The organism is Bradyrhizobium sp. WSM4874 (genome assembly GCF_055811835.1).
In genome coordinates this window covers 1-25,430 of sequence record NZ_JBVVPR010000060.1, presented here as the reverse complement: position 1 = coordinate 25,430, position 25,430 = coordinate 1, and the positions used below count along the sequence as shown (strand labels likewise).

Genomic DNA, 25,430 nt, shown 5'->3' with positions numbered 1-25,430 from the left:
TACTCGGAACACCCCTTGCGAGTATCCGCCGCGATCAAGTCCCCACGCGGCGAATATCGACTGTGCCAAGGTCGTTCAGCAATGCGGCGGCATTTTGACTCGATGTTGTTGCTCCTGCGGACGCGCAAGAATACAGTTTCGTGGAACTATCGCCGCTAACGACAAAAAACATCAAAGGCTTAGGGAAAACTTCAGGAAAATCATGGCCCGCATCAACTACAGCGACCCGTCCAAGGCATCCGACCGCACCCGCGAAATCCTCGACAAGAACCGTAATGCCAATATCTTCCGGATGATGTCGCATTCGCCGAGCTATTTCGAGCAGTACTGCCGGCTCGGCGGCGCCATCCGGCACAAGGGCGAGCTCGATCCGATCGTGCGCGAGCTCGCGATCACCCGCACCGGCATCCTGTGCGAGGCGCCGTATGAGATCGTCGCGCACAAGCGCATCGGCAAGAATGTTGGCGTCACCGACGAGCAGAATGAGGCGCTCGAGAACTGGCAGGCCGCGAGCTGTTTCGACGAGACGCAACGCGCCGCGCTCGCCTTCACCGACGAGATCGTCAAGCTGAACAAGCCGACCGATGCGACCTTCAAGGCGATCTCATCGAAACTGACGCCGGCCGCGCTCGTCGAGCTGCAGCTCTCTGTCGGCTTCTACATCATGACGTCGAAATTTCTGGAGACCTTTGAGATCGACCTTCAGCCGGTCACCGAAGTGGTAGGCTGATCGAGGCATTGCTGTGAGGGATGCTCATGACGATCGATGAATATGCCGCCTGGGCTGCAACGATTGCGAAAGTCGATGAGCGTCCGTCCAACGAACGGCTGGCCTATCTGGGCCTCGGACTCGCCGGGGAATCCGGCGAGGTGGCCGAGCACATCAAGAAGCTGCTCCGCGATGACTGGCTCGACCAGGCCGGCCTCGTCGATGAACTGGGCGATGTCATCTACTACTGGGCCTGCCTGTGCGTGGCCACCGGCCAGCAGCCATCCGAGCTGCTCAAGACCAGCGCCGCCAAGATCAAGCGGCGGATCAGCGAGGCGGCGAGCCGCTAGGCCGCTCAGGTCGAGGTCAAGATATCCACCCTGGCGTTGGCGACGATCAAGCGGTCGGCGAGAAGCTGCGCAAGATTGCGCATGATGCGTTCGCTGGCGTGCGGGTGCTGCTTGCGGAAGCGCTCGAACGCTTTCAGTGGCGCCTCGAACGCCGTCGCAGCCATATCCGCGAAGACGTCGGCGGAGCGAGTGGTCTCGATCAGGGCCATTTCGCCGAAGGCCATGCCGGCTGTGAGTGTTGCGAGCCGCACTCCGTCGGGCAGGGTGACATGCACCGCGCCGCTGCGCAGGAAGAACAGGGCATCGGCAGGATCGCCGGTGGTGAGGATCTTTGTCCCGGCTTGATAGGTCCGGATCGTGCAGATCGAGGCGAGGTCGGTCAGCTCTTCCTCGCTCATACCGGCCAGCAGCGGCTGTTCGGCGAGCTCGGTGGTCTCATGGAAGTCGATCGAGCCGCCGTAGCGGTAGACGATCTGGTCTTCGGCCCATTCGATTGCGGTGTCGAGCAGGTAGAAATCGCGGACGTTCTTGAGCTCCGCGGTCCATTCCCGCAGGCTGTCCCATTCCTTGGAGGCGCGCCTGACGCCTGACAGGACGACGGTCACATTCAGCGCCGCCAGCTCCTCGAATGCTTCGGCCACCAGCCGCGCCCCGGCGCGCGTGGTGGAGGTGACGCGGTGGAGATCGAAGATCACGAATTGCGGTCGCGGCTGGCCCGCAAGCCGGCGCGAGACATAGTCGACCGCCGACAGCGACAGCGTGCCGACCAGCTCGATGATCCGCACGTCCTGCTCGTGGGCTGCGAGAATATCGCGCTCCTGTGGGCGGCGCACGCGCCGCGACGGGCTCTTGCCGATGTCGTAATCGGCGATGACGGCGTTGCGTGCATCGTCGCTGCGGTTGAGCATGTGCAGATCGTAATGCGAGGACAGAGCCTCGCACACCTTGATGCCGCGCACGCTGTTGCCGTGCTTGTCGAGCCTTGGCGAGTAGCTGCCGAGCCCGAGGCGGGCGGGGAGGGCAGCGAGAATTCCGCCGCCGACGCCGCTCTTGGCAGGGATGCCGATCCGGTAGATCCATTCGCCGGCATAATCGTACATGCCCGACGACGTCATCACTGACAGCGTGCGCGAGATCGCGTAAGCGCTCAGCACCTGCTCGCCCGTGACCGGGTTGAGACCGCGGTTGGCGAGCGTTGCCGCCATCACCGCGATGTCGCGCGCGGTGACCAGCACCGCGCATTGCCGGAAATAGACGTCGAGCACGGCAGCGACATTGTCCGAGATCACCGCATTGGTCTTGAGGAGATAGCCGATGGCACGGTTGCGGTCGCCGGTCTGGCTTTCGGAAGCGTAGACGGCCTCGTCGACGGCGAGATCGCGGCCGGCAAAACGACTGAGCGCGAGGCAAATTTGCTCGAAGGCATCCGGACCCTTGCTGTCGTGGATCAGCCCGGTGCAGGCGATCGCGCCGGCATTGACCATCGGGTTGAATGGATGGTTCTCCGAATTGAGCCGGATCGAGTTGAAGGGATCGCCTGAAGGTTCGACGCCGATCGCGCTCTCCACCCTGTTTGCGCCGAGCAGGTCCAGCGCCAGTGCGAACACGAACGGCTTGGACATCGACTGGATGGTGAAGGGCGCCCTGGAGTCGCCGACCTCGTAGACATGACCGTCCAGGGTCGCGAGGCTGATGCCGAAACAGGCAGGATCGGCCTTGCCGAGCTCGGGAATGTAGTCGGCGACCGCGCCCGAGGTCTCCGCCGAGAATTGGTTGAGGCAATTGTCCAGAAACCGCAGCAAAGGCGGCTTCGAACGGGTCCAGGCGGTGGCGAGAGGCGAAAGCGGTTTCATCGCCTCTCTTTGTGCAACGCAATCAGGGCACGCGCAACCCGTCCGGCACCATGGTCTGCCGCCGGACCAGCAGCAGGGCGAGCAAAACCGTGGGGACGAGGATGGCGAGGCCGAGCAGCGTCACCTGCATCTGCGACAGCGGCATGATGCCGCCGCCGGGGGTGGCCACCACGAACCCGCCGATCACCAGCAGCACGCGGATCGGCCATTCCAGCGCGCCGGCGCCGCGGAGATCGCCGACGAAGGGCTGGTAGCCTTGGATGCCGCCGCAGATGAAGAGCGTGCCGAACGCCGCAAGCGCCATCAGCCCGAGACCGGCAAGATAGGGGCTCGGCCCCTGCAGCACCAGCGCCGGATTGAGCACGAAGAAGAACGGGATGAAATAGATGATGCTGCCGACCCACATCGATTCCCAGCCCGTCTTCATCGCCGGCGAGCCGGCAATGCCTGCGGCCGCGAACGAGGCGATCGCGACCGGCGGGGTGATCGATGACAGCATGCCCCAGTAGAAGATGAACATGTGCACGGCCATCCTGTTCAGCCCGAGCTTCTCCAGCGCCGGCGCGACCAGGATGGCGAGGAAGATGTAGCAGGCCGTCGTGGTCAGCCCGAGCCCAAGGATCAGGCTGGTGAGGGCGCACATGCCGAGCAGCAGGAACGGATTGTCGCCGGCGATGCGCAGCAGGTCGTTGGCGAGGCTCGACACCACGCCGGTCATCGAGAAGGCGCCGATCAGCAGGCCGCAGCCGGCGAGGATGCCGACGAGCTCGACGAAGGTGCGCCCGTTGACCTCGAGGAATTTGCCGATGGTCGCGACAGTCCAGCGCGTGTCCTTCGAGAACAGCTGGTTGAGGACCAGAAGCAGGGCGGTGGCGTAGAATGGCGCATGGCTCTCGCGCTTGAAGTAGAGCAGCATCACGATCAGCAGCGCGATCACGAAGACGTAGTACCAGCCGTCCTTGATTGTATCCATGACCCGCGGCAGCTCCGCGCGCGGAATGCCCTTCAGCCCGTGTCGCGCGGCGTAGGAATCGACCTGCATGAACAGGCCGATGTAATAGAGCACCGCCGGAATGATCGCCGCGATCGCGACATCGGCGTAGCTGACATTGAGGAATTGCGCGATCACGAAGGCGGTCGCGCCCATCACCGGCGGCGCCAGCACCGCGCCGGTCGAGGCACAGGCCTCGATCGCGCCGGCATAGGACGCGCGAAAGCCGCTCTTCTTCATCACCGGAATGGTCATGGTGCCGGCGGTCAGCACGTTGGAGATGATCGAGCCGGACATCATGCCGAGCAGGCCGCTGGCGAAGATGCAGACCTTGGCCGCGCCGCCGCGGAACGTGCCGCACAGCGCGAAGGCGAGATTGATGAAGAACTTTCCGGCACCGGTCATCATCAGCGCGGTGCCGAATACCAGGAAGCCGATCACGGTGTCTGCAAACGCCTGGATGGGAATGCCGAGCAGGCTCTCGCCCGACAGCACGTGATAGGCGGTCGCCTGCTCCAGCGTCGACTGCGTGCCGCGGAACGGACCTAACCAGCTGGATTCTGCGAACAGCGGATAGACGGTGAAGGGAAGCACGCTCAGGAGCAGGCTCCAGCCGCCGGTCCGGCGCAGCGCCTCCATCAGCATCACCCACATCACGAGACCCGCGGCGGTCACGCTGTTCGGCGCGCCGCCGAATTCCCAGCCGGCCTCCGCGGCCTTGCGGACGTTCGACATCAACACGAGCGCCGCGGCAAAAGTCACCACAAAGCAGAGGAGGTCATACCAGGGAATGCGATCAAGCGGCGCGCGCGGGGTCCCCGGGAAGATCAGGAACGTGAACGGCAGCATCAGGGCGATCAGGAGATAAAAGTACTCCGTGTTGAGCTGGGTGTAGCCGACGAAGAAGCGCAGCGAGAATTGCTGGTTGATGCAGAGCAGGATGGTCGCTGCGGTCGCGACGACGAGCGTCCAGCGCCAGGCCCCAAGCAAGCTTCGCACGCGCGTGACCTCCGCCTCCTGCATGTTGCCGGCCGCGCCATGCGGATCGTCGAACACGATCCGCTTGGCCTCGTCCTGCGGGGCGGTGGAGACTGAAGCAGACGACATGATCGACCCCGCGCGTGGGCAATTAACGCTGAGAACTAATCCTCGAACCCGTTCGGCATGTCGGCCTTCGCAAGCGCCGCGGCACGCGCCTTCATCCAGCCGTCGAGGAACGCCTTGTCATCCGCGGGCGGATTGGATTTTCCGTAATCGGTCCACGCGGCGCCAAGCACCTCTTGCCGCTTGATCAGCTTGTTGTTGTGCGCCTCCTGCGCGTCGCTCCATTGCCCGGCTTCCTTCAGCGCCTTCACCGCGCCGGGGTGCACCGGTACCACCCAGTTTTTGGTCTGGCGATCGGCCGCAAGCCCGCCCGCGCCGGGCGCGGAATCCTTGTAGGAATCGTAGTTCACGATCATCGCCTTGGTGATCGCATAGACCTGGTCGAGGGCTTGCGAGGCGTAGGCGACGAAGATCGGATAGGGATAGTTGCCGAGCTCGATCGGCTTGTCCGGCGAGATGCCGGCGCCGCAGGTCGCGGTCTGCGGGAAAAAGAACGAGCCGACCTTCTGCATCCGCGCCCAGCCTTCCTTGTCCTTGGCGGGCAGCGGCGGCCAAATCAGGCCGCGCGGCGAGGTCTCGGCTTCCTTGGCGGGGCCGGTGATGGTGGTCCCGAACGCGGCGTCGGTGTCGTTGTTGATCAGGCCCTTCCACATCGCGCCGTAGCTTGCGAACTCGACGACCTTGACGTCCTTCTGCGTCAGGCCGGCGAAGGCGAGCACCGCGAGCGAGTTCTGGTTCAGTGCTGGCGAGCCGACGACGAATCCGACACGCTTTCCCTTGAGGTCCTTGAGCTCCTTCACGCCTGTGTCCGCGGCCACACCGAGCGTGCCGCAATTGCAGTCGACGGATGAGAGCATAATCTGAAGCGGTTGCGGGCCCCATTCCCTGGAGCCGAATTCGAACACGCCTTCCTGTGCGAAATAGGTGCCCGATCCCATTGCCGCGGAGACCGCACGCTTGGCGCGCAACGGCGCGAGACGCGCGACGTCGTTGCCCGCGGGGAGCACGCGCACGTCGCTCGAGTATTTGTCCTTCATCATCTTGCCGACGCCGACCGCGATGTTGAAGCCGGCGGTGCCGGTGTCATAGGCGGTGAACGTCAATGTCGCCGGCAGCTTGACGTCTTCGGCGGACGCATAGCGTGTAGACGCAAAAGAAATGCCCGCCACCAAGGCAGGCGCGAGCATGATCAGCCCACGAAGCATGTTTCCCTCCAATGATCCTCGCGTTTGCCGCGACGATTTTCTTTCTTTGTTTGAAACAGGTTTTGTTTGAAACGGATCATGTCATCGCCATCAAGCGATGGCAACGCCGTACCGCGAACCCAGCAATGAGGCTGACAGATTGTCGCGGAAACGACGGGATAATGCAGTCAGTTCGCGACGATCGCGATCGCCTGTCCTTCGGCAACGACGTCGTCGAGCTTCACAAGAAGCGATGTGATCTCGCCGCTCACAGGAGAAAGCACAGGGATCTCCATCTTCATCGCTTCGACCACCACAATCTCATCGCCATCCGCAACGGTTCCTCCAACTTGCACGGGAGTTGCGCAGACGCGGCCGGCGATCTCGGTGACGATCTTAATTTCTGGCATGCCATCGCCTTTTTGTTGTGGTCGCAAAATGCCTGAGGTAGTTTCTTCTGCAAGCGGAATTTAATTCCGCACAGCGGAACAAGCGGTAGGGAACATGGGACGACGTTCGGAGCGGTTGAGTAGGCAAGGTGCGCTCGCTGGCGAAGCCGGTGAGGGTGATGTCATCCAGGTGGTGTCGCGCGCGTTCGACGTGTTGCGATGCTTCGAGGGCCACGATAGCAGGCTCGGCAATCTCGAGATTTCAAATCGCTGCGGCCTGCCGCGCTCGACGGTGTCGCGGCTCACGCACACGCTGACGCGGATGGGGCAGCTGGTCTATCTGCCGCGCGATCAGAAGTATCGCATCGGCCCGAGCGCGGTGGCGATGAGCGCCTCGATGATGAAGGGCGCGCAGCTGCGCAGCATGATCCGCCAGCGGCTCCAGGAAGTCGCCGAGCAACTGCCGGGCACGGTCGGCTTCGTGGTCCCCGATCGTTTCCATCTGGTCTATCTCCAGTTCGCGCGCTCGGCCTCGGCGCTCGGCTTGCACGAGGGCACCGGCAGCCGCATCTCGATGGCCTCGACCGCTGCAGGCGCAGCCTACACCGCGGCATTGGCGCCCGAGGTCGGCGATGCCTTCATCGCGGACATGGAGCGGGAAGCTCCCGAGGCCGCGAAAATCCTGCGCCCCCGAATCGAGGCCAACCGGCAGTCGCTGCATGAGCGCGGCTATGTCGTGGCCTGCGGTCTGTGGAGCCCGCATATCAACGGGCTCGCGGTGCCGATCTGGTCGCCGCAATACCAGACCTTCGTCGTCATCACGATCGGTCTTCTGTCGTCGATGTATGACGAGCAGCGTCTGCATGCCGAAGTCGCCCCGTTGATGGTCGCGCTTGGCCGCTCGCTCGGCAGCCTGATGGACGGCGCGGAAGGCGACGTCTTCAACGCCCGCATCCCGCGCAAACCGGTCGCCATGGCCGTGCACAACAATAACAAGCCGATCAATTCGGAGGGAGTGAATGAACTGGAAGCCGGAACTCGACGAGCTCGCCCGGCGCGAAGCCTTCGCGCGGGAGATGGGCGGCGTTGACAAGGTCAAGCGTCAGCATGATCAGGGCCGACTGACTGTTCGGGAACGTATCGACAGACTGACCGACAAGGGCAGCTTTCACGAGATCGGCGCCGTCTCCGGCGTCGGCGAATACGATTCCATCGGCGAGTTGCAGAAATTGACGCCGGCGAACTGCGTGTTCGGCCGCGCGCGCGTCGAGGGCCGCACCGTCGTCGTGGTCGGCGACGATTTCACCGTGCGCGGCGGCTCGGCGGATGCGTCCATCTCCGCAAAGCCGCTGATGGCGGAGGAGATGGCGCATGATCTCCGCCTGCCCATCGTCCGCATCATCGAAGGCTCGGGCGGTGGCGGCTCGGTCAAGACCATCGAGACCAAGGGCGCGGCGAACCTTCCGGGCGGCATCGGCGGCACACGCTGGTATCGCTTCACCACGGAGAATTTGTCGCGCGTGCCCGTGGTCGCGCTCGGCCTCGGCTCGGTCGCAGGGCTCGGTGCCGCACGTCTTGCCGCCAGCCACTATTCCATCATGACCCGGAAGTCCGCGATGTTCGTCGCAGGCCCGCCGGTGGTGAAGGCGCTGGGGCAGGACCTCTCGAAGGAAGAGCTCGGAGGCGCCGACATCCAGACCCGCGCCGGCGCGGTCGATCATGCCGTCGACACCGAGGAGGAGGCCTTTGCCTGCGCGCGGCGATTCCTGTCCTATCTGCCGTCGTCCGTTGACGGGCTGCCGCCGACCTTGCCCTGCACCGACAATCCGGAGCGCACCGAAGAGGCGCTGATGAGCGCGGTGCCCCGCAACCGCAAGCAGGTCTACAAGATACGGCCGATCGTCGAACAGGTCGTGGACAAGGGTTCGTTCTTCGAGGTCGCCAAGAATTTCGGCAAGCCGATCATTGTCGGCCTCGCGCGGCTCGAGGGCAGGGCGGTGATGGTGCTTGCCAGCGACAGCTTTCACTATGGCGGCTCCTGGACCGCGGATGCCTGCCAGAAGGTGGTCCGCTGGGTCGACTTCGCCGAGACCTTCCATTTGCCGATCGTCTATCTGATGGACTGCCCCGGCTTCATGATCGGCCTTGATGCGGAGAAGGCGGGCACCATCCGCCATGGCGTTCGCGCCATGGCCGCGGTCAACCAGACGACGGTGCCCTGGTGCACGGTGATCCTGCGCAACGCCTTCGGCGTCGCTGGCGTGGTGCATCAGCCCGCCGACCGCTTCTCGATCCGCTACGCCTGGCCGTCGGCCTATTGGGGCTCGCTCCCGCTCGAAGGCGGCATCGAAGCCGCTTACCGCGCGGACATCGACGCGGCCGAGGACAAGGCGGAGAAACTGAAAGAGATCGAGGGCCGCCTCAACAAGTTGCGCTCGCCCTTCCGGTCCGCCGAAAAATTCTGGGTCGAGGAGATCATCGATCCCAGAAAGACGCGCTCGCTGCTGTGCGAGTTCGCGCGGCTGGCGGAGCCGCTGCGAAAGCCAGGGCCGCCGGGGAATTTCTCGATCAGGCCCTAGGGTCAGCCTGCCCTCAGCCCGATACAATCGGGCAAAATTGATCTAGCGCAAAGCCTCGCGCCCCATTGTCTGCAAGCCTCTCGCCGATAACAAGGGGAGGAACGCCATGACAAACGCGGGAAACGCGCTGCTTTGGACAGCCATCTATTTCGGTCTGTCGTTCGCTGCGATTTTTGCCGTTTGGTTCGCCGAGCGATTGCGGGCGAGTTTAACGAGCAAGCGGTAGAGCCCGCGAGCATCGCGACCAGGCGATAGGCAAAGCCATCGTGGGCTGAGCTCGCGCTTTGTCGCGGCTGCGATGACGTGACCTCAAAACAATAACGCGCTACGCTTCCCGGGCAAGAACAAGAGGAAGCGCTAATCGTGTATGACTTCATTATCGTGGGCGGCGGCTCGGCGGGGTCCGTGCTGGCCCACCGGCTCTCCGCGAAGAGCGCCAACAAGGTCCTGCTCTGCGAGGCCGGACAGGACACACCACCCGGAGAAGAGCCGGCCGAGATCAGGGACAGCTATCCGGGGACGGCCTATTTCGATCCGCGCTTCCACTGGACCGAGCTCAAGGTCACGACGCAGATCGTCAGCCACAACAATCCGAACGAAGGGCGTCCGCCCTTACGCAAATACGAGCAGGCACGCGTGCTTGGGGGCGGCTCCTCGATCAATGGCCAGATGGCCAACCGCGGCGCGCCGACCGACTACGACGAATGGGACGCGCGCGGCGCTGCGGGGTGGAGCTGGAACGATGTGCTGCCCTTCTTCAAGAAGGTCGAGCGCGACCTCGATTTCGACGGGCCCTACCACGGCAAGGACGGCCGCATTCCCGTCCGCCGAATCCCCAGGGACCACTGGACCCGGCATTCGCAGGCGTTCGCGCAAGCCTTCCAGCAGGCAGGACATCAGTTCGTGGCCGACCAGAATGGCGAGTTCGTCGACGGGTTTTTCCCGGTGACGCACTCGAACCAGGCCGAGCAACGCGTCTCGGCTGCCATGGGCTATCTTGATCGCGACACGCGCAAGCGCGCCAACCTGACGATCTCCACCAACACGCAAGTCAGGGAATTGCTGTTCGAAGGCACGCGGTGCGTCGGCGTGAAGGCTGTCGTCGACGGGCGCGAGCAGGAATTCCGCGCCCGCGAGATCATTCTCTCCAGCGGCGCCATCCATTCGCCGGCGCATCTGTTGCGCGCCGGCATCGGCCCGGTCGGTCACCTCAAGGATATGGGCATTCCCGTGCTGATGGGACTGCAGGGCGTCGGCCAGCGCCTGATGGATCATCCCTCGATCTCGCTGTCGTCCTTTGTCCGCCGCGGCGCGCGGATGAACGAGCACACCAGGCGCCACATGCAGCTTGGCCTGCGTTACTCTTCCGGGCTCGAAGGCGTACCGAAAGGCGACATGTTCGTCGTCCTGCTCAGCAAATCGGCCTGGCACGCGGTCGGTGAGCAGATCGGATCGCTGCTGACGTTCGTCAACAAGACCTATTCCGAGACCGGACAGGTCAAGCTTGCCTCGCGTGATCCGGCAGCCGAGCCGATCGTCGAGTTCAACCTGTTGTCCGACCGGCGCGACCTCGATCGCCTGATGAGCGGTTTCCGCAAGATGGCGGCCGTGCAGATGAGCGACGTCGTCAGGGCCGTGACGGACAAGCCGTTCCCGGCCTCCTATACCGACCGCGTGCGCAAGATCGGCGTGGTCAACACCAGGAATCGGATTCTGACCAAGATCGCCGCAGCCCTGATGGACGGACCGGCAGTGCTGCGCCACTACATGATCGACAATTTCGTGGTCGAGGGCTTCACCTTCGACGACGTCATCAACGATGACGAGGCCCTGGAAGCCTTCGTGCGCAAGGCCACCATCGGCGTGTGGCACGCCTCGTGCTCGTGCCGCATGGGCCGGGCGGACGATCCGATGGCGGTGGTCGATCCGGAGGGGCGCGTCAAGGGCGTGCAGGGCCTGCGCGTCGTCGATGCCTCGATCTTCCCGGTGGTGCCGTGCGCCAACACCAATTTTCCGGTCCTGATGTCGGCGGAGAAGATCGCGGCCGCGATGATGCAGTGAGCCCGTGCGGCTTTTGGGCTGGCGAACTGCCTTGTCGATGACCGTCTAGGACCGCCAGTCAGACCGCAAAAGGTGAAGTGGGCGCCCGGAACGGTTCCGCGGCAGGCGGTCTGGCGGACATGCGTCCGGGGGCGGAACTTGGAACCCGGCTTAGGCGTTCTTTCGCCTTACGGCTGGGACCGGGCCGCTGACCGCGCGTCCCTTCTCGGGGCCGGAGCGCACTGTCGGCGATGGAGCTTCACGGGGGTTCAATGACCAATTCATCAAGCCGGGCGCAAACCAGCGACCCCGGAGAGTTGCCCAGGATTTCGACCGGGAGTGACGGCCTCGACGATATCCTGTACGGCGGGCTCGATCCCAATCGCATGTACCTCTACGAGGGTCGGCCCGGCTCGGGCAAGACCACGATGGCGCTTCAGTTCCTTCTCGAGGGCGCGCGCTGCGGTGAACGCGTGCTCTATATCTCCCTGTCGGAAACCAAGCGTGAGCTGACGCTGGTTGCACAGCGGCATGGCTGGTCGCTGCAAGGCGTCGACATCTTCGAACTGGTGCCGCCGGAGACGACGCTCGATCCGGAGCGCGAGCTCACGGTCTTCCACCCCGCCGAAATGGAGCTGAGCGAAACCACCGGCCTGATATTCAAGGAGGTCGAACGGATCAATCCCGCGCGCGTGGTGCTGGACAGCCTGTCCGAACTGCGCCTCCTTGCGCAGAACCCGCTGCGGTACCGGCGCCAGGTTCTGGCCCTGAAGCACTTTTTCACCAACCGCAATTGCACCGTCATCCTCCTCGACGATCTCTCGTCCTCCCAGGACGATCTGCAACTCCATTCGATCGCGCATGGCGTCGTGATGCTCGAACAGCTCGCCATTGATTATGGAGCGGAGCGCCGGCGGCTTCGCGTGATCAAGATGCGCGGCATTCGATTTCGCGGCGGCTTCCACGATTTCACGATCGAAGCGGGAGGGGTGCGGATATTCCCCCGTCTGGTGGCGGCGGAACATCACACCTCGTTTATCGGTGAGTTGACGCCCAGCGGCAATGCGCAACTCGACCAGCTCCTGGGAGGAGGGCTCGAGCGCGGCACCAGTGCGCTGCTTTTGGGCGCCGCCGGTGTCGGCAAGTCTTCTCTCGCGCTGACCTATGCAATCGCGGCGGCAGATCGCGGTGAGCATACGGTGTTCTTTGCCTTCGATGAAGGTCGCGGTACGGTGGAGGCCCGGGCTCGAACGCTGGGCCTCCCCCTTGAAAGCCATCTGCAATCGGGACTCATCCGATTTAAACAGATCGATCCCGCCGAGATGTCCCCCGGCGAATTCGCCGCCAATGTGCGCAACAGCGTCGAAAAGGATAACGCCCGAATTGTTATCATCGACAGTCTGAACGGCTACCTCAACGCAATGCCGGACGAGCGATTTCTCATCCTCCAGATGCATGAGCTCCTGAGCTATCTCGGACAGAAAGGCGTGCTGACCGTCCTCATCCTCGCTCAGCATGGGCTGGTCGGTCCGATGGAAACGGCTCTCGATATCAGCTATTTGAGCGATGCCGTGCTGATGCTGCGCTATTTCGAAGTCGGCGGAACGGTGCGGCGTGCCCTCTCGGTCGTGAAGAAGCGCAGCGGCAATCATGAAAATTCCATCCGCGAGTTTCGTCTTGGCAGTGCCGGCATCACGGTCGGTCCTCCGCTGACCGGATTCAGCGGCATCTTTTCCGGGAATCCGCGTTACTCGGGCACGGAGATGCCGGAAGGGCTGTCGGAATGAGCGCCGACCGCGATCATTGCGTCCTGGTGTTTGCTCCGATCGGCCGCGACGGACCGGCATCGGTCGAGCTTTTCCGTAATTCGAATCTCCTGGCAATCAATTGTCGTGGTCTGCCTGAACTGGTCAGCGAGATGTCGGCGGGGGTGGGCGCGGTGCTTCTCGCCGAGGAGGGCTTGTTCGGAAAGGATACCCAGCCGCTGGCACATTGGATCGAGCGGCAGCCGCCCTGGTCCGACCTGCCCTTTGTCATTCTCACCAGCCACCGCGAGCAGCCGGCGGTGGTTGCCTGGCGCCGCAGCATCGTCGAGACACTCCGCAACGTTTCGCTGCTCGAGCGCCCGGTTCAGCCGATCACGCTGACGAGCGCAATTCAATCCGCAATGCGGGCCCGCCGGCGGCAATATGAAATTCGAACCTTGCTGCAGGCGCGCGAGCGGACGGCCCAGGAGCTCGAGAAGCTCGTGGTCGAGCGCACGCGCGCGCTCGAGGAGGCCAACAAGCATCTGCGGGCCGAAATGGAAGAGCGTGCCCGCGTCGAGGAGACCCTTCGTCAGGCCCAGAAGATCGAAGCCATCGGACAATTGACCGGCGGAGTAGCTCACGACTTCAATAATCTGCTGATGGTGATCTCCGGTGGATTGGACATGCTCGATCGGCAGACGGATCCTGATCGGCGGCGTCGTCTGTTGGAAGGAATGGTTCAGGCGGCGCAGCGTGGTGCCGGCCTGACCAGGCAGCTTCTGGCTTTTTCACGGCGGCAAAAGCTCCGGCCCGAGGCCGTCGACATCCCAGCGCAAATCGGCGGCATGCGCGAATTGCTCGATCGGAGCCTGAGAGGCGACGTTCACGTCGAGTTCGATTTTCCGGAGGGGCTTTGGCCGGTGGAGGTCGATCCGGGAGAGCTCGAACTGGTCATTCTCAACCTGGCGGTCAACGCCCGCGATGCGATGCCAAACGGTGGCACGATCGTTGTCCGTGGCGAGAACCTGGCCGGCCTGGCCGAGGACGAGATCGCGGGCGATTACGTTCGTCTGTCCGTGATCGATAGAGGTGTTGGAATGAGCCCCGAGATCCTGGCGCGGGTCTTCGAACCGTTCTTCACCACCAAGGATGTCGGGAAAGGCTCGGGCCTGGGGCTTGCTCAGGTCCACGGATTTGCCACGCAGTCACGCGGGATGGTTCGAATAAAATCGATCGTCGATGAGGGCACCAGCATCGAGCTCTATTTGCCGCGATCCAGGAATATTCCTTCGGGTGAACGGCATCTCATCGACCTGAACAGGGCGCGTCCCAAGAAGGCTAATCATGGCCGGGTTCTCCTCGTCGAAGACGACGACGAGGTCGCCGCGCTGGTCAGCGAGATGCTTGCGCAGCTCGGTTACCAGGTCACGCGCGCGGCCAGCGCTGCGGCGGCTCTCGGGGCCCTAGCGGACGGCCGCTCCGTCGATCTGGTGTTTTCCGACATCATGATGCCGGGCGGCATGAACGGTGTCGAACTCGCGTCCGAGATCAAGAGAAGGCGAAGCGACATCCCGGTCCTGCTGACGAGCGGATACGCCGAAGCCGCGGTTCACGAGGCCGAAATGGCCGGGATCCGGATCCTGTCGAAACCCTACCACATCGACGAGCTCGCCGCAGCGCTCAGTGCTGCAAAATCGGACCTTCGAATCGGCGCGGAAACCAAGCGCTCCGGGGCGTCGTGAACGGGGCTGCGGCACCGCCTCGACAAGCCGCGTTCGATCGGGCGCTGCCGATTCAGCTAGTGAATGATCTGGTTTAGAAAAGCCTTCGCCCGTTCCGTGCGAGGGGCTTTGAAGAACGTTTCCGGCTCGGCCTCTTCAATGATGCTGCCACGATCCATGAAGACCACCCGGTCGGCGACCTCCCGGGCGAACCCCATCTCGTGCGTCACGCACACCATCGTCATTCCCTCTTTCGCCAGCTCGACCATGGTTTCCAGTACCTCCTTGACCATCTCGGGGTCGAGAGCCGATGTCGGTTCGTCGAACAGCATGATCTTGGGCTGCATGCACAGCGCTCGCGCGATGGCGACACGTTGCTGCTGACCGCCCGACAATTGCGCGGGATACTTGTCGGCCTGATCCTGAATGCGGACCTTCCGCAGCAGGCCGAGTGCGCGATCGCACGCCTCGGATTGCGAAATCCCGCGAACCTTGATCGGAGCCAGCATGCAGTTCTCCGCGACGGTGAGGTGCGGAAAAAGGTTGAAGCTCTGAAATACCATCCCGACTTCACAACGTACGCTGTTGATGTCGGCGATGCGGTTGGTCAGCTCGACACCATCGACGATGATCCTGCCTGCATCGTGCTTCTCGATATGGTTGATGCACCGGATGAGGGTGGACTTGCCGGAGCCTGATGGTCCGCAGAGCACGATCTTCTCGCCCTTGTCGACGTTGAGGGTAACGTCGTTCAGCGCGGTGAACGCGCCGAACCGCTTCACGACGTTCTCGACGACGACGATCTCGGCGGGGCGTGTGGCATTGCTGACAGTCGCTCGCGGCATGTTCGTCTCCCAAATGCGAGGCCGTTCGGTACCCCGATGGTCAGCGGGCAGCGGCAACAGCATATCGCTTGCGAAGGATGGCGACGCACTGGGACGTCGCAGAGCTGATGACGAGATAGGCTACAGCTATGACGAGGTACATTTCGACGAGGCGGCCGTTGAGCTGCGCGAGCTTGGAGGCGGCACCGAGAAGATCCGTCAACGACAGGACATAGACGAGAGACGTGTCCTGAAACAGAATGATCGTCTGGCTCAGGATAATCGGGCTTGCCACCCGCAGGACTTGCGGGAGGACAATGTGGCGGTAGGTGTCGTAGGTGGACAGCGCGAGGGCCTGGCAGGCCTCAAACTGGCCCTTGTTCACGGCACGCAGTCCAACGCGGATGATCTCGGAATAGTAGGCCGCCTCAAACAAGCCGAAAGTGATGAAGGCGGTATAGGTGGCGCCGATCGGGATCGGGCGGCCGTTGCCGCTAAGGTGCCCAAGCACGATCGGCACCAGAAAGAAAAACCAGAACAGAACGAGGATCAGCGGGATCGACCGGATGATCGCAACGTAGCCGCGGATGATCTGGGCAACCACGGGAATCTCGAAGTGCTGCGCCAGCGCAAGGCAGGTTCCGAGAATCATGCCGATGGCGAACGCGGCGGCCGTGAGCGACAGTGAGAACAGCAGGCCCGACCAGAGATAGGGCCATGATTGCGCGACGATCGAGAAATCGAGGGCGTTCATTTCGCGGCCTCCATGACGTGGGGCAAGGCGCCTTGCTGCACTTCGCTGGCGAGATCCTGGTCAGCCGGGAGCGTGGCGGGCGCGCTACCCGGAATCCGGACCGCTCTGTCGATCAGCGCCATGGCTTGATAGGCAATCAGTGCCAGACAGAGATAGACGACGGTCGCCGCGCCAAAGGCAGTGAATGTCTGGAACGTCGCTTCACTGATCTGGCGTGCCTGGGCGGTCAGTTCCATCAAGCCGATCGTGAGTGCGACGGAGGTGTTCTTGTAGATGCCCATCACCTCGCTGGTGAGGCTCGGCACGATGAGGCGCAAGGCCTGCGGCACGATGACGTGTCGATAGGTGAGGTAACCGCTGAGGCCGAGAGCGTTGGCGGCTTCGAGCTGTCCCTTTGGGAGCGCCTCGATGCCGGCCCGGACCTGCTCGGCTATGCGGGAAGCCGTGTAGAGCCCGAGGCAAAGAAGTGCCGGGAAGAACGATGCCCATGGCGGCGGGATCTGCTTGATTGCATCTCCGATTGCGCTTGGCACCACCTCTGGGAAAACAAAATACCAGAGGAACATCTGCACAAGGACAGGGATGTTCCGGAATATCTCGACATAGAGCCGGGCCGGTATCGCGAAGACGCGATTTTGCACCGTGCGGCCCACGCCGACGATCACCCCGATGCCGAAGGCGATCCACCAGCCGAAGAAGGCGAGAGCGAGTGTCCAGCCGAGGCCCGACAGCAGCCAGTCGATATAGCGCTGGCCGTCCGCGGTCTGTTCAAAAAGCACTCCGAACATCGCGAGTCCTCAAAGTTGCAGGTGCGGACGAGGATGACCTGGCGAGACGATCGGCTCCGTCAGTCAGTCGACAGCATCGCTGGGATGCGCGATCCGGCCCATCAACTCGTCGGTGAGCGGAAATGCGAGATTCTCACCCTTGGGCGGGATCGGCTTGGTAAACCATTTTGCGTAGGTCTTCTCGAATTGGCCTGATGCCATTTGCTTGGAGAGAACGTCGTCGACGAGTGCCTTGAAGCCGGCATCGCCCTTCGTGAACATCAGCCCGTAGTAGATCTTCGCGTAGCCCTCGGGAAGGAACAGGAGTGCGTCCGGATTCGGCGCCGCAGCCTTGAGCCCGGCGAGGAGAATATCGTCCTCCATGAAGGCGGCCGCACGGCCGGTGTTCAACATGAGGAAGGATTCCGCATGGTCCTTGGCTTGGACGATGTTGAGGCCGAGCTGTTCCTTGGCGTTGACGCCCTGCGCGAAGCCGACCGCGTTGGAGCCTTGGGTGACCACGATCGTCTTGCCTTTCAGGTCGCCGGCGGTCTTGACGCCACTGGCGGCCTTGACCAGCCATCGCGGCTGGCTGACGAACGTGGCGACCGAAAACGAGACCTGTTCCTGCCGCTTCTTGTCATTCGCGGTGCCGCCGCATTCGATGTCGACGGTCCCGCTCTGGATCAGCGGTATCCGGTTCGACGAGTTCACCGGGGTGAAGCTGACCTTGAGATTGGGCAATCTCAGCTCCTCCTTGACGCGATCGACGATCGCCGCGCAGAGGTCGAGCGAAAAACCGACGGGCTTCTGGTCGGGCCCGAGGTACGAGGACGGTATCGAGGCCTCACGGTGGCCGATCGTAATCGAACCGCTGGATTTGATCTTGTCCAGCGTCGGGCTATCCGCCGCCGCGGAGGGGCTTGCATTGATAACCAAGAGCGCCGGGAGAAGTCCCAATACCTGAACGAGCTGTTTCATGGTTTTTGCCATCCCATCGTTTGTCAAATTCAAGCTGCAACCGAAGGGCGTCCGAGCCCTCGCCGGCGAATGACTTCGATCAGGCGATCGATATCCGTCGCGGTGTTGAACATGCCGAGCGAGACGCGGATGCCGTCACGTTCGGGCGAAACGCGCACGCCGTTCTCCTCGAAATGCCCGAGCCAGTCCGCTGCGGGCAGGGCGATGACGTAGATGTGCGGAGCGCGGTGTTGTCGCTCGCGCGGGCCAACCAGGCGCACGTCCAGTTCGTCCAGGCGAGCGATCAGGTGATCGCCGAGGTCGAAGCAGTGGTTCTGGATGTTCTGCACCCCGATCTGCTCGATCATGTCGAGGGAAGCACCCAGAGCATGGATCGCGGGCAGATTGAAGTTGCCAAGTTCGAAGCGCCTGGCGGTCGGAGAGGGCGCCATTTTGTCCGGACGCGCGATGAGGTCGCTGGGGATATCGGCGAGGCTCGCGGCCGCCATATAGGTCGGTTCCAGCTCTCCAAGGGATTTGTCCCAATAGAGAAGCCCGAGCCCTTGCGGAACGAGTAATCCCTTGTGGCTGCCGGAGCCGATGAAGCTGGCGCCGATCGCCTTCGCGTCAACAGGTACGACGCCGATCGCCTGCATCACATCGACGATGAAGTAGAGCTTCTTCCTGGCGCACATCGCGCCGACGCTCTCGATGTCAAAGCAGTGACCGGCATGGAAGGTCACATGCGACATCGAGATCGCACGCGTCTTGTCGTCAATGAAGGCAGCAAAGCTGTCGCCGTCGACGATATCCGTCATCGGAACGAAGCGGATTTCTACGCCCTTCCGCTGCAGATTGAGGAACGCGTAGGCGTTGTTCGGATGATCGCCATGGATCATCAGAACATTGTCACCGGCCTGGAGCGGCAGTGCGTTTGCCGCGATGTTCATGCTTTCCGACGTGTTTTTCGTGAAGCCGATCTCGTCCGATGTCACGCCGAGAAAGCGAGCGACCTTGGCGCGGGTCTGCTCCACCCGGTCGAGCCAGACGCTTTTCGGGCCAGCCGTCTCGAAGCCCTCGCGAAGGAAGAGCTCGATCGCGGCTTTCACCGGGCGCGCGAGCGGCGTTTGAAATCCGGAGTCCAGATAAACCATCCGTTCAACGGCAGGGAATTCCTTCCTCACGGCGTCCACGTCGTAGTGACGAGACATGCACATCTCCTGTTGAGCGCGCCGTCGGACTTGGCAGTCGGCCGAGCGACGGAGCGACATTTCGAAACGGCGAGACTGCGTTGCACAACTTTTGGTCAATCGCCCGCAGCGCCAAGAATATGAGCTTTCCGGATCGGGACAAATGGAATTGTCGAATATCAATAGATTTTATTCTGAAAAATGATAATTATTGCGATTGTTGTGTATTTTGCTGCCAATCCCAACCGGTAGGGAAATGACGAAGCAAGTTGAGAGGGATGGACCCTTGGACCGCGCCCTCGCGATCGTTCGGCATGTTGCTGACCAACGCAAAGCCGTCTCAGCGGCAGAGATCGCGAAGGCTCTCTCGCTGCCTCTTCCAACGGCGCACAGGTTGGTCGGAAATCTTGAAGGTCGCGGACTGCTTCAGAAGGCGTTGGGGACCAAGCGTTACGTTGTCGGTAATCAACTCGTCACGCTGTCCGCGACGGTGATCGGAGCGGCCTTCCGCACAGCGCGGCGGCACGCGGTACTTCGAGCTGTCGCGGCAGAAATCGGCGAACAATGCGAAATCGGCGTCGTGCGCGATAATTCCGTCGCGTATGTGGACAGCGTTCGCGTTTCGGAGCCGCAAGGTCTTCAGTTCAATCCGGGAGAAGCGGCGCCGCTACACTGCACGTCCACCGGAAAGATCTACATGAGCGGATTGCCCGAGCGGACCCGGGCGAAGCTCTGCCGCGCACTCGCTCTGATCAAATTCACGGAAACGACGATTGTCGATGTCCACGCGCTGATGAAGGTGCTCGAAGAGACGCGGCAGCGCGGCTGGGCCAAAACGAACGAAGAGTACGTGAAAGGCGTGGTGGGGTGTGCCGTGCCCATCCTGTCCCCGGATCGAGAGCTGATCGCTTGCCTGGGCGTCTCCGTGCCGGTGGCACGCGTCAGCTTCGTCGAGTTGGATCGGTTCATAGGCCCGCTGCAAAAGGCTGCCGCTCTGCTGTCGGAGACAATTTTGCAGGTTGAAGGGGATGACGACGCAGATGCCCAACGATGACATCCTGCTCCTGTTTTGCCCGACGAGTCAAATCGTTTTCGGTAAAGCGTAAGTCATTGATCCGCCACGCCCCGGCTACTGTGCATGGGGTTGTTTTCGCATTTTTTGTTTGAGCGCTGGTCGCGCCTTATTTCCAGTACGTCTTCCGCCCAGCGCGCGGCATCCCGAACCCGAAGAAGCCGGTATCCGCGGATCGGTGACGCCGCAGTCTTCGGCGTCACCACCACGATCAGGTCCTAAGCCATCGCGGCTTGCGGCTTCGGCTTCGGTTGTCGCGACAGCGTCAGCACGATCAGCGCGGCGAACACGCAGAGCGCGCCGGCGATGAAGAAGGCGGGCAGGTAGCTCTGATAGACCGTCCGCGAGAAGCCGGCGCCGAAGGCAGCGGTGCCCGCGCCGAGCTGGTGGCCGGCAAAGATCCAGCCGAACACCAGATTGGCGCGCTCGGGCCCGAATTTCTGCGCGGTGAGCCGCACCGTGGGCGGCACGGTTGCGATCCAGTCGAGCCCGTAGAACATCGCGAAGATCGAGAGTCCATAGAACGAGAAATCGCTGAAGGGGAGGAAGATCAGCGAGAGCCCGCGCAGGCCGTAATACCAGAACAGCAGGTAGCGGTTATCATAGCGGTCCGACAGCCAGCCCGACATGATGGTGCCGAAGAAGTCGAAGATGCCCATCGCGGCCAGCAAGCCCGCGGCCTGCACCTGCGGGATGCCGAAATCGAGGCACATCGGAATCAGGTGCACCTGCACGAGGCCATTGGTGGATGCGCCGCAGACGAAGAACGTCGCGAACAGGACCCAGAACGCGCTGCTCTTCGAGGCGTCGCGCAGCGTGCCGAGCGCAACGCCGGTGATCGAGCCATGGCTGACGGGCGGCGCGGGCAGGGGTGTGGTGCCTTCGTCGCCGAACGGGCGCAGGCCCAGATCGCTCGGACGGTCGCGCATCGCGAGCAGGACCGCGAGGGCCGAAACACCAAGCGCGATGCAGACGAAGCCGAGCGCCAGCCGCCAGCCGAAACGTTCGGTGAGGCTTGCCAGCAGCGGCAGGAACACGAGCTGACCGGTGGCGACGCTCGCGGTCATGATGCCGACGACCAGGCCGCGCCGCGCCGCGAACCAGCGCGTCGCGATGGTGGCGCCCAGCACCAGCGCGGTCATGCCGGTGCCGATCCCGATCACGACGCCCCACAGCGCGACGAGCTGCCAGACCTCTGTCATGCCGAGCGAGAGCACCAGCGCCGAGACCACGATGAGCTGCGCGGTCAGCGTGACGTTGCGCAGGCCGTAGCGGTTGAGCAGGGCAGCCGCGAACGGCGCCATCAACCCGAACAGGATGAAGCGGATCGACAGTGCGGACGAGATCTCCGCCGTGCTCCAGCCGAATTCCTGCTGAAGCGGAACGATGAACACGCCGGGCGCGCCGACCGTGCCGGCGCTGATCAGCGCGGTGAGGAAGGTCACGCCGACCATCACCCAGCCGTAGTGGATATTGCGGCGGCCGAGCGTTGCCGCGAGCCAGTTCGAGATCATTAGGCCTCAATCTTGATGGGCAGGCGAGAGACCTGCGCAAGTTGTAAAATGGCACGGGACTCGCTTGTCGGAAATGACGGAGTCCCCTCATTTCCGGACTTTCTCATGTCAGTGCGTCAAGCGCTCCACCGCGATCGCTGTGGCTTCGCCGCCGCCGATGCAGAGCGCCGCCACGCCGCGCTTGAGGTTTCGCGCCTCGAGCGCATGCAGCAGCGTCACGATCAGCCGTGCGCCGGTGGCGCCGATGGGATGGCCGAGCGCGCAGGCGCCGCCGTTGATGTTGAGCTTCTCGCGGGGAATGCCGAGGTCGCGCTGCGCCGCCATCGCCACCACGGCGAAGGCTTCGTTGATCTCGAACAGGTCGACGTCGGCGGCGCTCCAGCCGACCTTGTCGAGCAGCTTACGGATCGCCGGGATCGGCGCCGTGGTGAACCATTGCGGTTCCTGGCTATGGGTGGCGTGGCCCTTGATCACGGCGAGAGCCGGCAGGCCGCCCCGATCGGCGAGCGACCGCTTCGTCAGCACCAGCGCAGCGGCGCCGTCGGCATTGGCGGAGGACGCCGCCGGCGTGATGGTGCCGTTGGCGCGGAACGCCGGCTTCAGCCCGGGGATCTTTGCGGGATCGACCTTCAGCGGATGCTCGTCATTGGCGACGATGCGGGGACCGGCCTTCTCGCTCAGGGTGATCGGTGCGATCTCTGCCTTGAACGCACCGCCCTCGACCGCCTTGCGCGCCCGGCTGAGCGTTTCCATCGCATAGGCGTCCTGGTCCTTGCGGGTGAATTGATAGGCCTCTGCCGTGGCCTCGCCGAAATCGCCCATGGAGCGGCCGGTCTCGTAGGCGTCTTCGAGGCCGTCCATCATCATGTGGTCGATGATGCGGTCGTGGCCGGCGCGATAGCCGCCGCGTGCCTTCGCCAGCAGATATGGCGCGTTGCTCATGCTCTCCATGCCGCCGGAGACGACGATCTCGGCCGAGCCGGCGCGGATGATGTCGTGCGCCAGCATGGTCGCCTTCATGCCGGAGCCGCAGACTTTGTTGACGGTGGTGGCGCCGGTGGCGTCGGGCAGGCCGGCGGCACGCGCAGCCTGGCGCGCCGGGGCCTGGCCCTGGCCCGCGGGAAGGACGCAGCCCATGAAGACTTCGTCGACCTTCTCCGGCGCAAGCTTGGCACGCTCCAGTGCCGCGCCGATCACGTGCGAGCCGAGCTTGTGTGCGGGGAGCGGCGACAACTCGCCCATGAAGCGGCCGAGCGGGCTTCGGACGGCGGAGACGATGACGACGGGATCGGCGGCTTCGGCCATGGGGATACTCCCTCAGATGTCGGACATGTAAGATTACGATCATCATATGATGCGGCGCAAAAAATGCAACTCCGTCGGGCATGAGAAATTGTCGTGGGTCAGATGAGATTTGCTCGTTCGATCGGACGAGGTGGAGAGCGCCTACCGCTTCCGATTCACAAACGCGCCCATCAGCCGCGTCGGCTCGTCCGTCAGGAACGACTCGCCGAACACTTTGACGCTCAAATTCACCGACTCCGTCAGCGGCAGCTCCTCCCATTGCCGCAGCAGTGCCTTCTGCGACCGCAGCGCCTCGGGGCCACATTCGAGCAGGGCTTTCACGAGGTGCTCGACCTCGGCATCGAGCCCACCCTCGGGCGCGACTTTGTCGACCAGTCCCCACGCCAGCGCCGTTGGCGCGTCGATGTTCTCAGCGGTCATCACCAGCCAGCGCGCGCGGGCCCACCCGATCAGGCGCGGCAGCAGCGCCGCATGAATCACCGAGGGAATGCCGACGCGCACCTCCGGCATGCCGAAATGCGCGTCATGTGCCGCGATGCGGAAATCGCAGGCTGCCGCGACTTCGAGCCCGCCGCCGAGGCATCAGCCGGGCATGCGCGCGATCATCGGGGCCGGGAATTGGCGCACAGCCTCGCAGAGGTCGCGCAGGCGGCTGATGAAGGCCTCGGCGGAGTTCTGGTCGAGGCTGGCCATCTCCTTGATGTCGGCGCCGCCGATCATGCTCTTCTCGCTCTGGCCGCGGAGCACCACAACCCGGATGCTGCGGTCGGACGAGAGCTGCTGCAAGCCTTCGCGCACCGCATCGGTGACGGGCGAGCCCAAAATGTTCAGCGAGCCGGCGTTGCAGATCGCGACATGAACGACGCCGCGCGCATCGCGGGTCACGCCGCAGTGGTGGTTGAGCATTTCCATGATGGGATCTCTGAGCTTCGTGGACGTGCGAATACGCCGGTCGGGATCACTTCCGGGCCGAAACGCATTGCTTGTCAAGCGGGCGGGCGGGAGTTGCCAGCGCGAAGTCCGCAGCATAGTATGATGAAAATCATACCAAGAGGCCGCGATGACCAACATCGATCAACTCGACCTGTTTTCGCCCGCGCAGCGGCGCGAGCGGGTGGTGGAGTGGCAGGTGCCTGCGCCCGTTGCGAAAGTGGCGATGGGCCTGTCAGGCATGGATGCGATGCTGGGCATCCGCGACGGAAGGCTGCCGCCGCCACCTTTTGCCAAGCTGATCGGCTTCGTCATGGCTGTGGTCGAGCCGGGCCGGATCGTCATGGAACTCGAGCCGCGCGAGGATCTCGAGAACACCATCGGCCTCCTGCACGGAGCTACAGCCGCCGCGCTGATCGACACCGCCATGGGGTGTGCGATCTCGACCAGACTGGAGTCCGGGCAGGGCTCCGTCACCCTCGATCTGAAAATGACCTTCCTGCGTCCGCTCTCGGTCCGGTCCGGGTTGATCTCCGCCGAAGGCAAGGTGATCAAGCTGGGACGCCAGAGCAGCTACACCGAGGGATTCGTCCGCGACGGTAAGGGGGCACTTGCGGTGCACGCAACGGCGACCTTTTCCATGATCGGCAACAATTTTACCGGGAATTAATGCGCCGTCCGGCCGATATCCGTGTTATTAGATGACCTTCGACATCCAATGAGATCCGCATGCGCTATTCCCGGGAACACAAGCAGGAAACCCACGACCGCATCGTGAAGAAGGCATCCGTGCGGCTGCGCGAAAAGGGCGCCCACGGCATCGGTGTCGCCGACCTCATGAAGGAAGCGGGCCTGACCCACGGCGGCTTCTACGCCCATTTCGATTCCCGCGAGGCGCTGGTGATCGAGGCGTTCGACTACGCCATGAATCGCTCGATGGAGCACTGGCGCAAGCAGTCCGATCAGGTCGCGCCGGAAAAGCAGCTCAGTCAGATCGTCGAGACCTATCTCTCGACGGTGCATCGCGACAACCCCGGTCACGGTTGCTCGATCCCCGCGCTAGGCGCCGAGATCGCCCGCGAGAGCCCGAAGACGCGAAAGGCGTTTGCCGGCAAGCTCGACGAGATGATCGAGATGATGACAGACTTCATCCCGAATCTGCCGCGCAAGGCCGCGCGCAAGCAGGCGATCGCGACGCTGGCCACCATGGCCGGCACCATGCTGCTGGCGCGCATCGCCGGCTCCAGCGAGCTGTCGGACGAGGTGCTGAAGACGGGCAAGGACAGCGCGCTGGATGGCGCCCGCCGCGAGCCGAAGGCTGCGGTTGCGAAGAAGGCGAAGCAGAGTTAGGCGGAGGTGCCGTTGAATGCGTAGGGTGGGTTAGCCGAAGGCGTAACCCACCATGCTTCACTGAGCGCTGGACGAAGTTGGTGGGTTAGCCGAGCA

21 protein-coding genes and 1 pseudogene are annotated in these 25,430 nt (G+C 63.2%); 10 read left to right on the top strand and 12 right to left on the bottom strand.

The genetic code is table 11. From position 1 onward, the window contains the following. The first annotated feature begins 202 nt into the window (after positions 1–202). Entirely contained in the window at positions 203–730 is a 528-nt protein-coding gene (locus tag AC0L3P_RS35690; protein ID WP_027517393.1) for a carboxymuconolactone decarboxylase family protein, read from the top strand. A gap of 26 nt (positions 731–756) precedes the next feature. Next, a complete protein-coding gene (locus tag AC0L3P_RS35685; protein WP_007609049.1) occupies positions 757–1,059 on the top strand; it encodes a nucleoside triphosphate pyrophosphohydrolase family protein in 303 nt (100 codons plus the stop codon). Positions 1,060–1,064: 5 nt separating this feature from the next. Here the strand turns inward: AC0L3P_RS35685 and glsA are convergent, their stop codons facing one another. From glsA to AC0L3P_RS35665, 4 genes are all read right to left on the bottom strand, one after another. Next, entirely contained in the window at positions 1,065–2,912 is a 1,848-nt protein-coding gene (gene glsA / locus AC0L3P_RS35680; protein WP_275167327.1) for a glutaminase A, read from the bottom strand. 22 nt (positions 2,913–2,934) lie between these two features. Continuing rightward, on the bottom strand, positions 2,935–5,010 hold the full coding sequence (locus AC0L3P_RS35675) for a TRAP transporter permease (protein WP_473308863.1): 2,076 nt from the start codon (positions 5,008–5,010) through the stop codon (positions 2,935–2,937). 35 nt (positions 5,011–5,045) lie between these two features. Further along, a complete protein-coding gene (locus AC0L3P_RS35670; RefSeq protein WP_473308862.1) occupies positions 5,046–6,212 on the bottom strand; it encodes a TAXI family TRAP transporter solute-binding subunit in 1,167 nt (388 codons plus the stop codon). Positions 6,213–6,379: 167 nt separating this feature from the next. Continuing rightward, positions 6,380–6,601 (bottom strand): acyl-CoA carboxylase biotin carboxyl carrier protein subunit, encoded by a 222-nt coding sequence (locus tag AC0L3P_RS35665; RefSeq protein ID WP_063992790.1) that lies wholly within the window; start codon positions 6,599–6,601, stop codon positions 6,380–6,382. A gap of 94 nt (positions 6,602–6,695) precedes the next feature. On the opposite strand from AC0L3P_RS35665, the gene AC0L3P_RS35660 reads away from it, so the two are divergent. The 5 genes from AC0L3P_RS35660 to AC0L3P_RS35640 all read left to right on the top strand — a co-directional run bounded on the left by AC0L3P_RS35660 (position 6,696) and on the right by AC0L3P_RS35640 (position 14,689). After that, on the top strand, positions 6,696–7,670 hold the full coding sequence (locus tag AC0L3P_RS35660; protein WP_473308861.1) for an IclR family transcriptional regulator: 975 nt from the start codon (positions 6,696–6,698) through the stop codon (positions 7,668–7,670). Beyond that, the gene (locus AC0L3P_RS35655; RefSeq protein ID WP_473308860.1) at positions 7,600–9,159 is read left to right on the top strand and encodes an acyl-CoA carboxylase subunit beta; all 1,560 of its coding nucleotides are present in this window, start codon (positions 7,600–7,602) and stop codon (positions 9,157–9,159) included. The genes AC0L3P_RS35660 and AC0L3P_RS35655 overlap by 71 nt, the downstream gene beginning before the upstream one ends. 363 nt (positions 9,160–9,522) lie before the next feature. After that, the gene (locus AC0L3P_RS35650; protein WP_473308859.1) at positions 9,523–11,220 is read left to right on the top strand and encodes a GMC family oxidoreductase; all 1,698 of its coding nucleotides are present in this window, start codon (positions 9,523–9,525) and stop codon (positions 11,218–11,220) included. A gap of 251 nt (positions 11,221–11,471) precedes the next feature. Then, positions 11,472–12,986: an ATPase domain-containing protein gene (locus AC0L3P_RS35645; protein ID WP_473308858.1), complete on the top strand. Its 1,515-nt coding sequence runs from the start codon at positions 11,472–11,474 to the stop codon at positions 12,984–12,986. Next, positions 12,983–14,689 (top strand): response regulator, encoded by a 1,707-nt coding sequence (locus AC0L3P_RS35640; RefSeq protein WP_473308856.1) that lies wholly within the window; start codon positions 12,983–12,985, stop codon positions 14,687–14,689. Before AC0L3P_RS35645 ends, AC0L3P_RS35640 begins: the two co-directional genes overlap by 4 nt. A 56-nt stretch (positions 14,690–14,745) precedes the next feature. On the opposite strand, the gene AC0L3P_RS35635 is transcribed toward AC0L3P_RS35640, so the two are convergent. From AC0L3P_RS35635 to AC0L3P_RS35615, 5 genes are all read right to left on the bottom strand, one after another. After that, positions 14,746–15,513, bottom strand: coding sequence for an amino acid ABC transporter ATP-binding protein (locus AC0L3P_RS35635; protein ID WP_473308868.1), 768 nt, complete (start codon positions 15,511–15,513; stop codon positions 14,746–14,748). A gap of 40 nt (positions 15,514–15,553) precedes the next feature. Beyond that, the gene (locus AC0L3P_RS35630) at positions 15,554–16,246 is read right to left on the bottom strand and encodes an amino acid ABC transporter permease (protein WP_275167318.1); all 693 of its coding nucleotides are present in this window, start codon (positions 16,244–16,246) and stop codon (positions 15,554–15,556) included. After that, positions 16,243–17,034 carry an amino acid ABC transporter permease gene (locus tag AC0L3P_RS35625; RefSeq protein WP_473308855.1) on the bottom strand — a complete coding sequence of 264 codons (792 nt, stop codon included), beginning with the start codon at positions 17,032–17,034 and terminating at the stop codon, positions 16,243–16,245. Before AC0L3P_RS35625 ends, AC0L3P_RS35630 begins: the two co-directional genes overlap by 4 nt. Before the next feature lie 63 nt (positions 17,035–17,097). Next, positions 17,098–17,994 (bottom strand): amino acid ABC transporter substrate-binding protein, encoded by an 897-nt coding sequence (locus AC0L3P_RS35620; protein ID WP_473308854.1) that lies wholly within the window; start codon positions 17,992–17,994, stop codon positions 17,098–17,100. 29 nt (positions 17,995–18,023) lie between these two features. Beyond that, positions 18,024–19,184: an aminotransferase class V-fold PLP-dependent enzyme gene (locus tag AC0L3P_RS35615; protein WP_473308853.1), complete on the bottom strand. Its 1,161-nt coding sequence runs from the start codon at positions 19,182–19,184 to the stop codon at positions 18,024–18,026. Between the two features lie 235 nt (positions 19,185–19,419). On the opposite strand from AC0L3P_RS35615, the gene AC0L3P_RS35610 reads away from it, so the two are divergent. Next, a complete protein-coding gene (locus AC0L3P_RS35610; protein WP_275167314.1) occupies positions 19,420–20,217 on the top strand; it encodes an IclR family transcriptional regulator in 798 nt (265 codons plus the stop codon). 236 nt (positions 20,218–20,453) lie between these two features. Here AC0L3P_RS35610 and AC0L3P_RS35605 read toward each other — a convergent pair whose 3' ends face one another. The 3 genes and pseudogenes from AC0L3P_RS35605 to AC0L3P_RS35595 all read right to left on the bottom strand — a co-directional run bounded on the left by AC0L3P_RS35605 (position 20,454) and on the right by AC0L3P_RS35595 (position 23,966). Continuing rightward, entirely contained in the window at positions 20,454–21,749 is a 1,296-nt protein-coding gene (locus AC0L3P_RS35605) for an MFS transporter (RefSeq protein ID WP_354055409.1), read from the bottom strand. Positions 21,750–21,857: 108 nt separating this feature from the next. Further along, positions 21,858–23,054: an acetyl-CoA C-acyltransferase gene (locus AC0L3P_RS35600; protein ID WP_473308852.1), complete on the bottom strand. Its 1,197-nt coding sequence runs from the start codon at positions 23,052–23,054 to the stop codon at positions 21,858–21,860. Positions 23,055–23,195: 141 nt separating this feature from the next. Then, positions 23,196–23,966: pseudogene (locus tag AC0L3P_RS35595) on the bottom strand (enoyl-CoA hydratase). 148 nt (positions 23,967–24,114) lie between these two features. Between AC0L3P_RS35595 and AC0L3P_RS35590 the strand changes: the two are divergent. Together AC0L3P_RS35590 and AC0L3P_RS35585 are read left to right on the top strand one after the other, a co-directional pair. Next, a complete protein-coding gene (locus AC0L3P_RS35590; protein ID WP_473308851.1) occupies positions 24,115–24,654 on the top strand; it encodes a PaaI family thioesterase in 540 nt (179 codons plus the stop codon). Positions 24,655–24,713: 59 nt separating this feature from the next. Continuing rightward, positions 24,714–25,334 (top strand): TetR/AcrR family transcriptional regulator, encoded by a 621-nt coding sequence (locus AC0L3P_RS35585; RefSeq protein ID WP_354055401.1) that lies wholly within the window; start codon positions 24,714–24,716, stop codon positions 25,332–25,334. Positions 25,335–25,430: the final 96 nt, after the last annotated feature.

Bases quoted from the DNA above. Each gene is read 5' to 3' on its own strand.
- AC0L3P_RS35590 (WP_473308851.1), top strand. From the start codon at position 24,115: ATGACCAACATCGATCAACTCGACCTGTTTTCGCCCGCGCAGCGGCGC.
- AC0L3P_RS35605 (WP_354055409.1), bottom strand. From the start codon at position 21,749: ATGATCTCGAACTGGCTCGCGGCAACGCTCGGCCGCCGCAATATCCAC.
- AC0L3P_RS35640 (WP_473308856.1), top strand. From the start codon at position 12,983: ATGAGCGCCGACCGCGATCATTGCGTCCTGGTGTTTGCTCCGATCGGC.
- AC0L3P_RS35630 (WP_275167318.1), bottom strand. From the start codon at position 16,246: ATGAACGCCCTCGATTTCTCGATCGTCGCGCAATCATGGCCCTATCTC.
- AC0L3P_RS35615 (WP_473308853.1), bottom strand. From the start codon at position 19,184: ATGTCTCGTCACTACGACGTGGACGCCGTGAGGAAGGAATTCCCTGCC.
- AC0L3P_RS35620 (WP_473308854.1), bottom strand. From the start codon at position 17,994: ATGAAACAGCTCGTTCAGGTATTGGGACTTCTCCCGGCGCTCTTGGTT.
- AC0L3P_RS35635 (WP_473308868.1), bottom strand. From the start codon at position 15,513: ATGCCGCGAGCGACTGTCAGCAATGCCACACGCCCCGCCGAGATCGTC.
- AC0L3P_RS35670 (WP_473308862.1), bottom strand. From the start codon at position 6,212: ATGCTTCGTGGGCTGATCATGCTCGCGCCTGCCTTGGTGGCGGGCATT.
- AC0L3P_RS35600 (WP_473308852.1), bottom strand. From the start codon at position 23,054: ATGGCCGAAGCCGCCGATCCCGTCGTCATCGTCTCCGCCGTCCGAAGC.
- AC0L3P_RS35655 (WP_473308860.1), top strand. From the start codon at position 7,600: ATGAACTGGAAGCCGGAACTCGACGAGCTCGCCCGGCGCGAAGCCTTC.
- AC0L3P_RS35645 (WP_473308858.1), top strand. From the start codon at position 11,472: ATGACCAATTCATCAAGCCGGGCGCAAACCAGCGACCCCGGAGAGTTG.
- glsA (WP_275167327.1), bottom strand. From the start codon at position 2,912: ATGAAACCGCTTTCGCCTCTCGCCACCGCCTGGACCCGTTCGAAGCCG.
- AC0L3P_RS35660 (WP_473308861.1), top strand. From the start codon at position 6,696: ATGGGACGACGTTCGGAGCGGTTGAGTAGGCAAGGTGCGCTCGCTGGC.
- AC0L3P_RS35625 (WP_473308855.1), bottom strand. From the start codon at position 17,034: ATGTTCGGAGTGCTTTTTGAACAGACCGCGGACGGCCAGCGCTATATC.
- AC0L3P_RS35690 (WP_027517393.1), top strand. From the start codon at position 203: ATGGCCCGCATCAACTACAGCGACCCGTCCAAGGCATCCGACCGCACC.
- AC0L3P_RS35665 (WP_063992790.1), bottom strand. From the start codon at position 6,601: ATGCCAGAAATTAAGATCGTCACCGAGATCGCCGGCCGCGTCTGCGCA.
- AC0L3P_RS35585 (WP_354055401.1), top strand. From the start codon at position 24,714: ATGCGCTATTCCCGGGAACACAAGCAGGAAACCCACGACCGCATCGTG.
- AC0L3P_RS35685 (WP_007609049.1), top strand. From the start codon at position 757: ATGACGATCGATGAATATGCCGCCTGGGCTGCAACGATTGCGAAAGTC.
- AC0L3P_RS35610 (WP_275167314.1), top strand. From the start codon at position 19,420: ATGACGAAGCAAGTTGAGAGGGATGGACCCTTGGACCGCGCCCTCGCG.
- AC0L3P_RS35675 (WP_473308863.1), bottom strand. From the start codon at position 5,010: ATGTCGTCTGCTTCAGTCTCCACCGCCCCGCAGGACGAGGCCAAGCGG.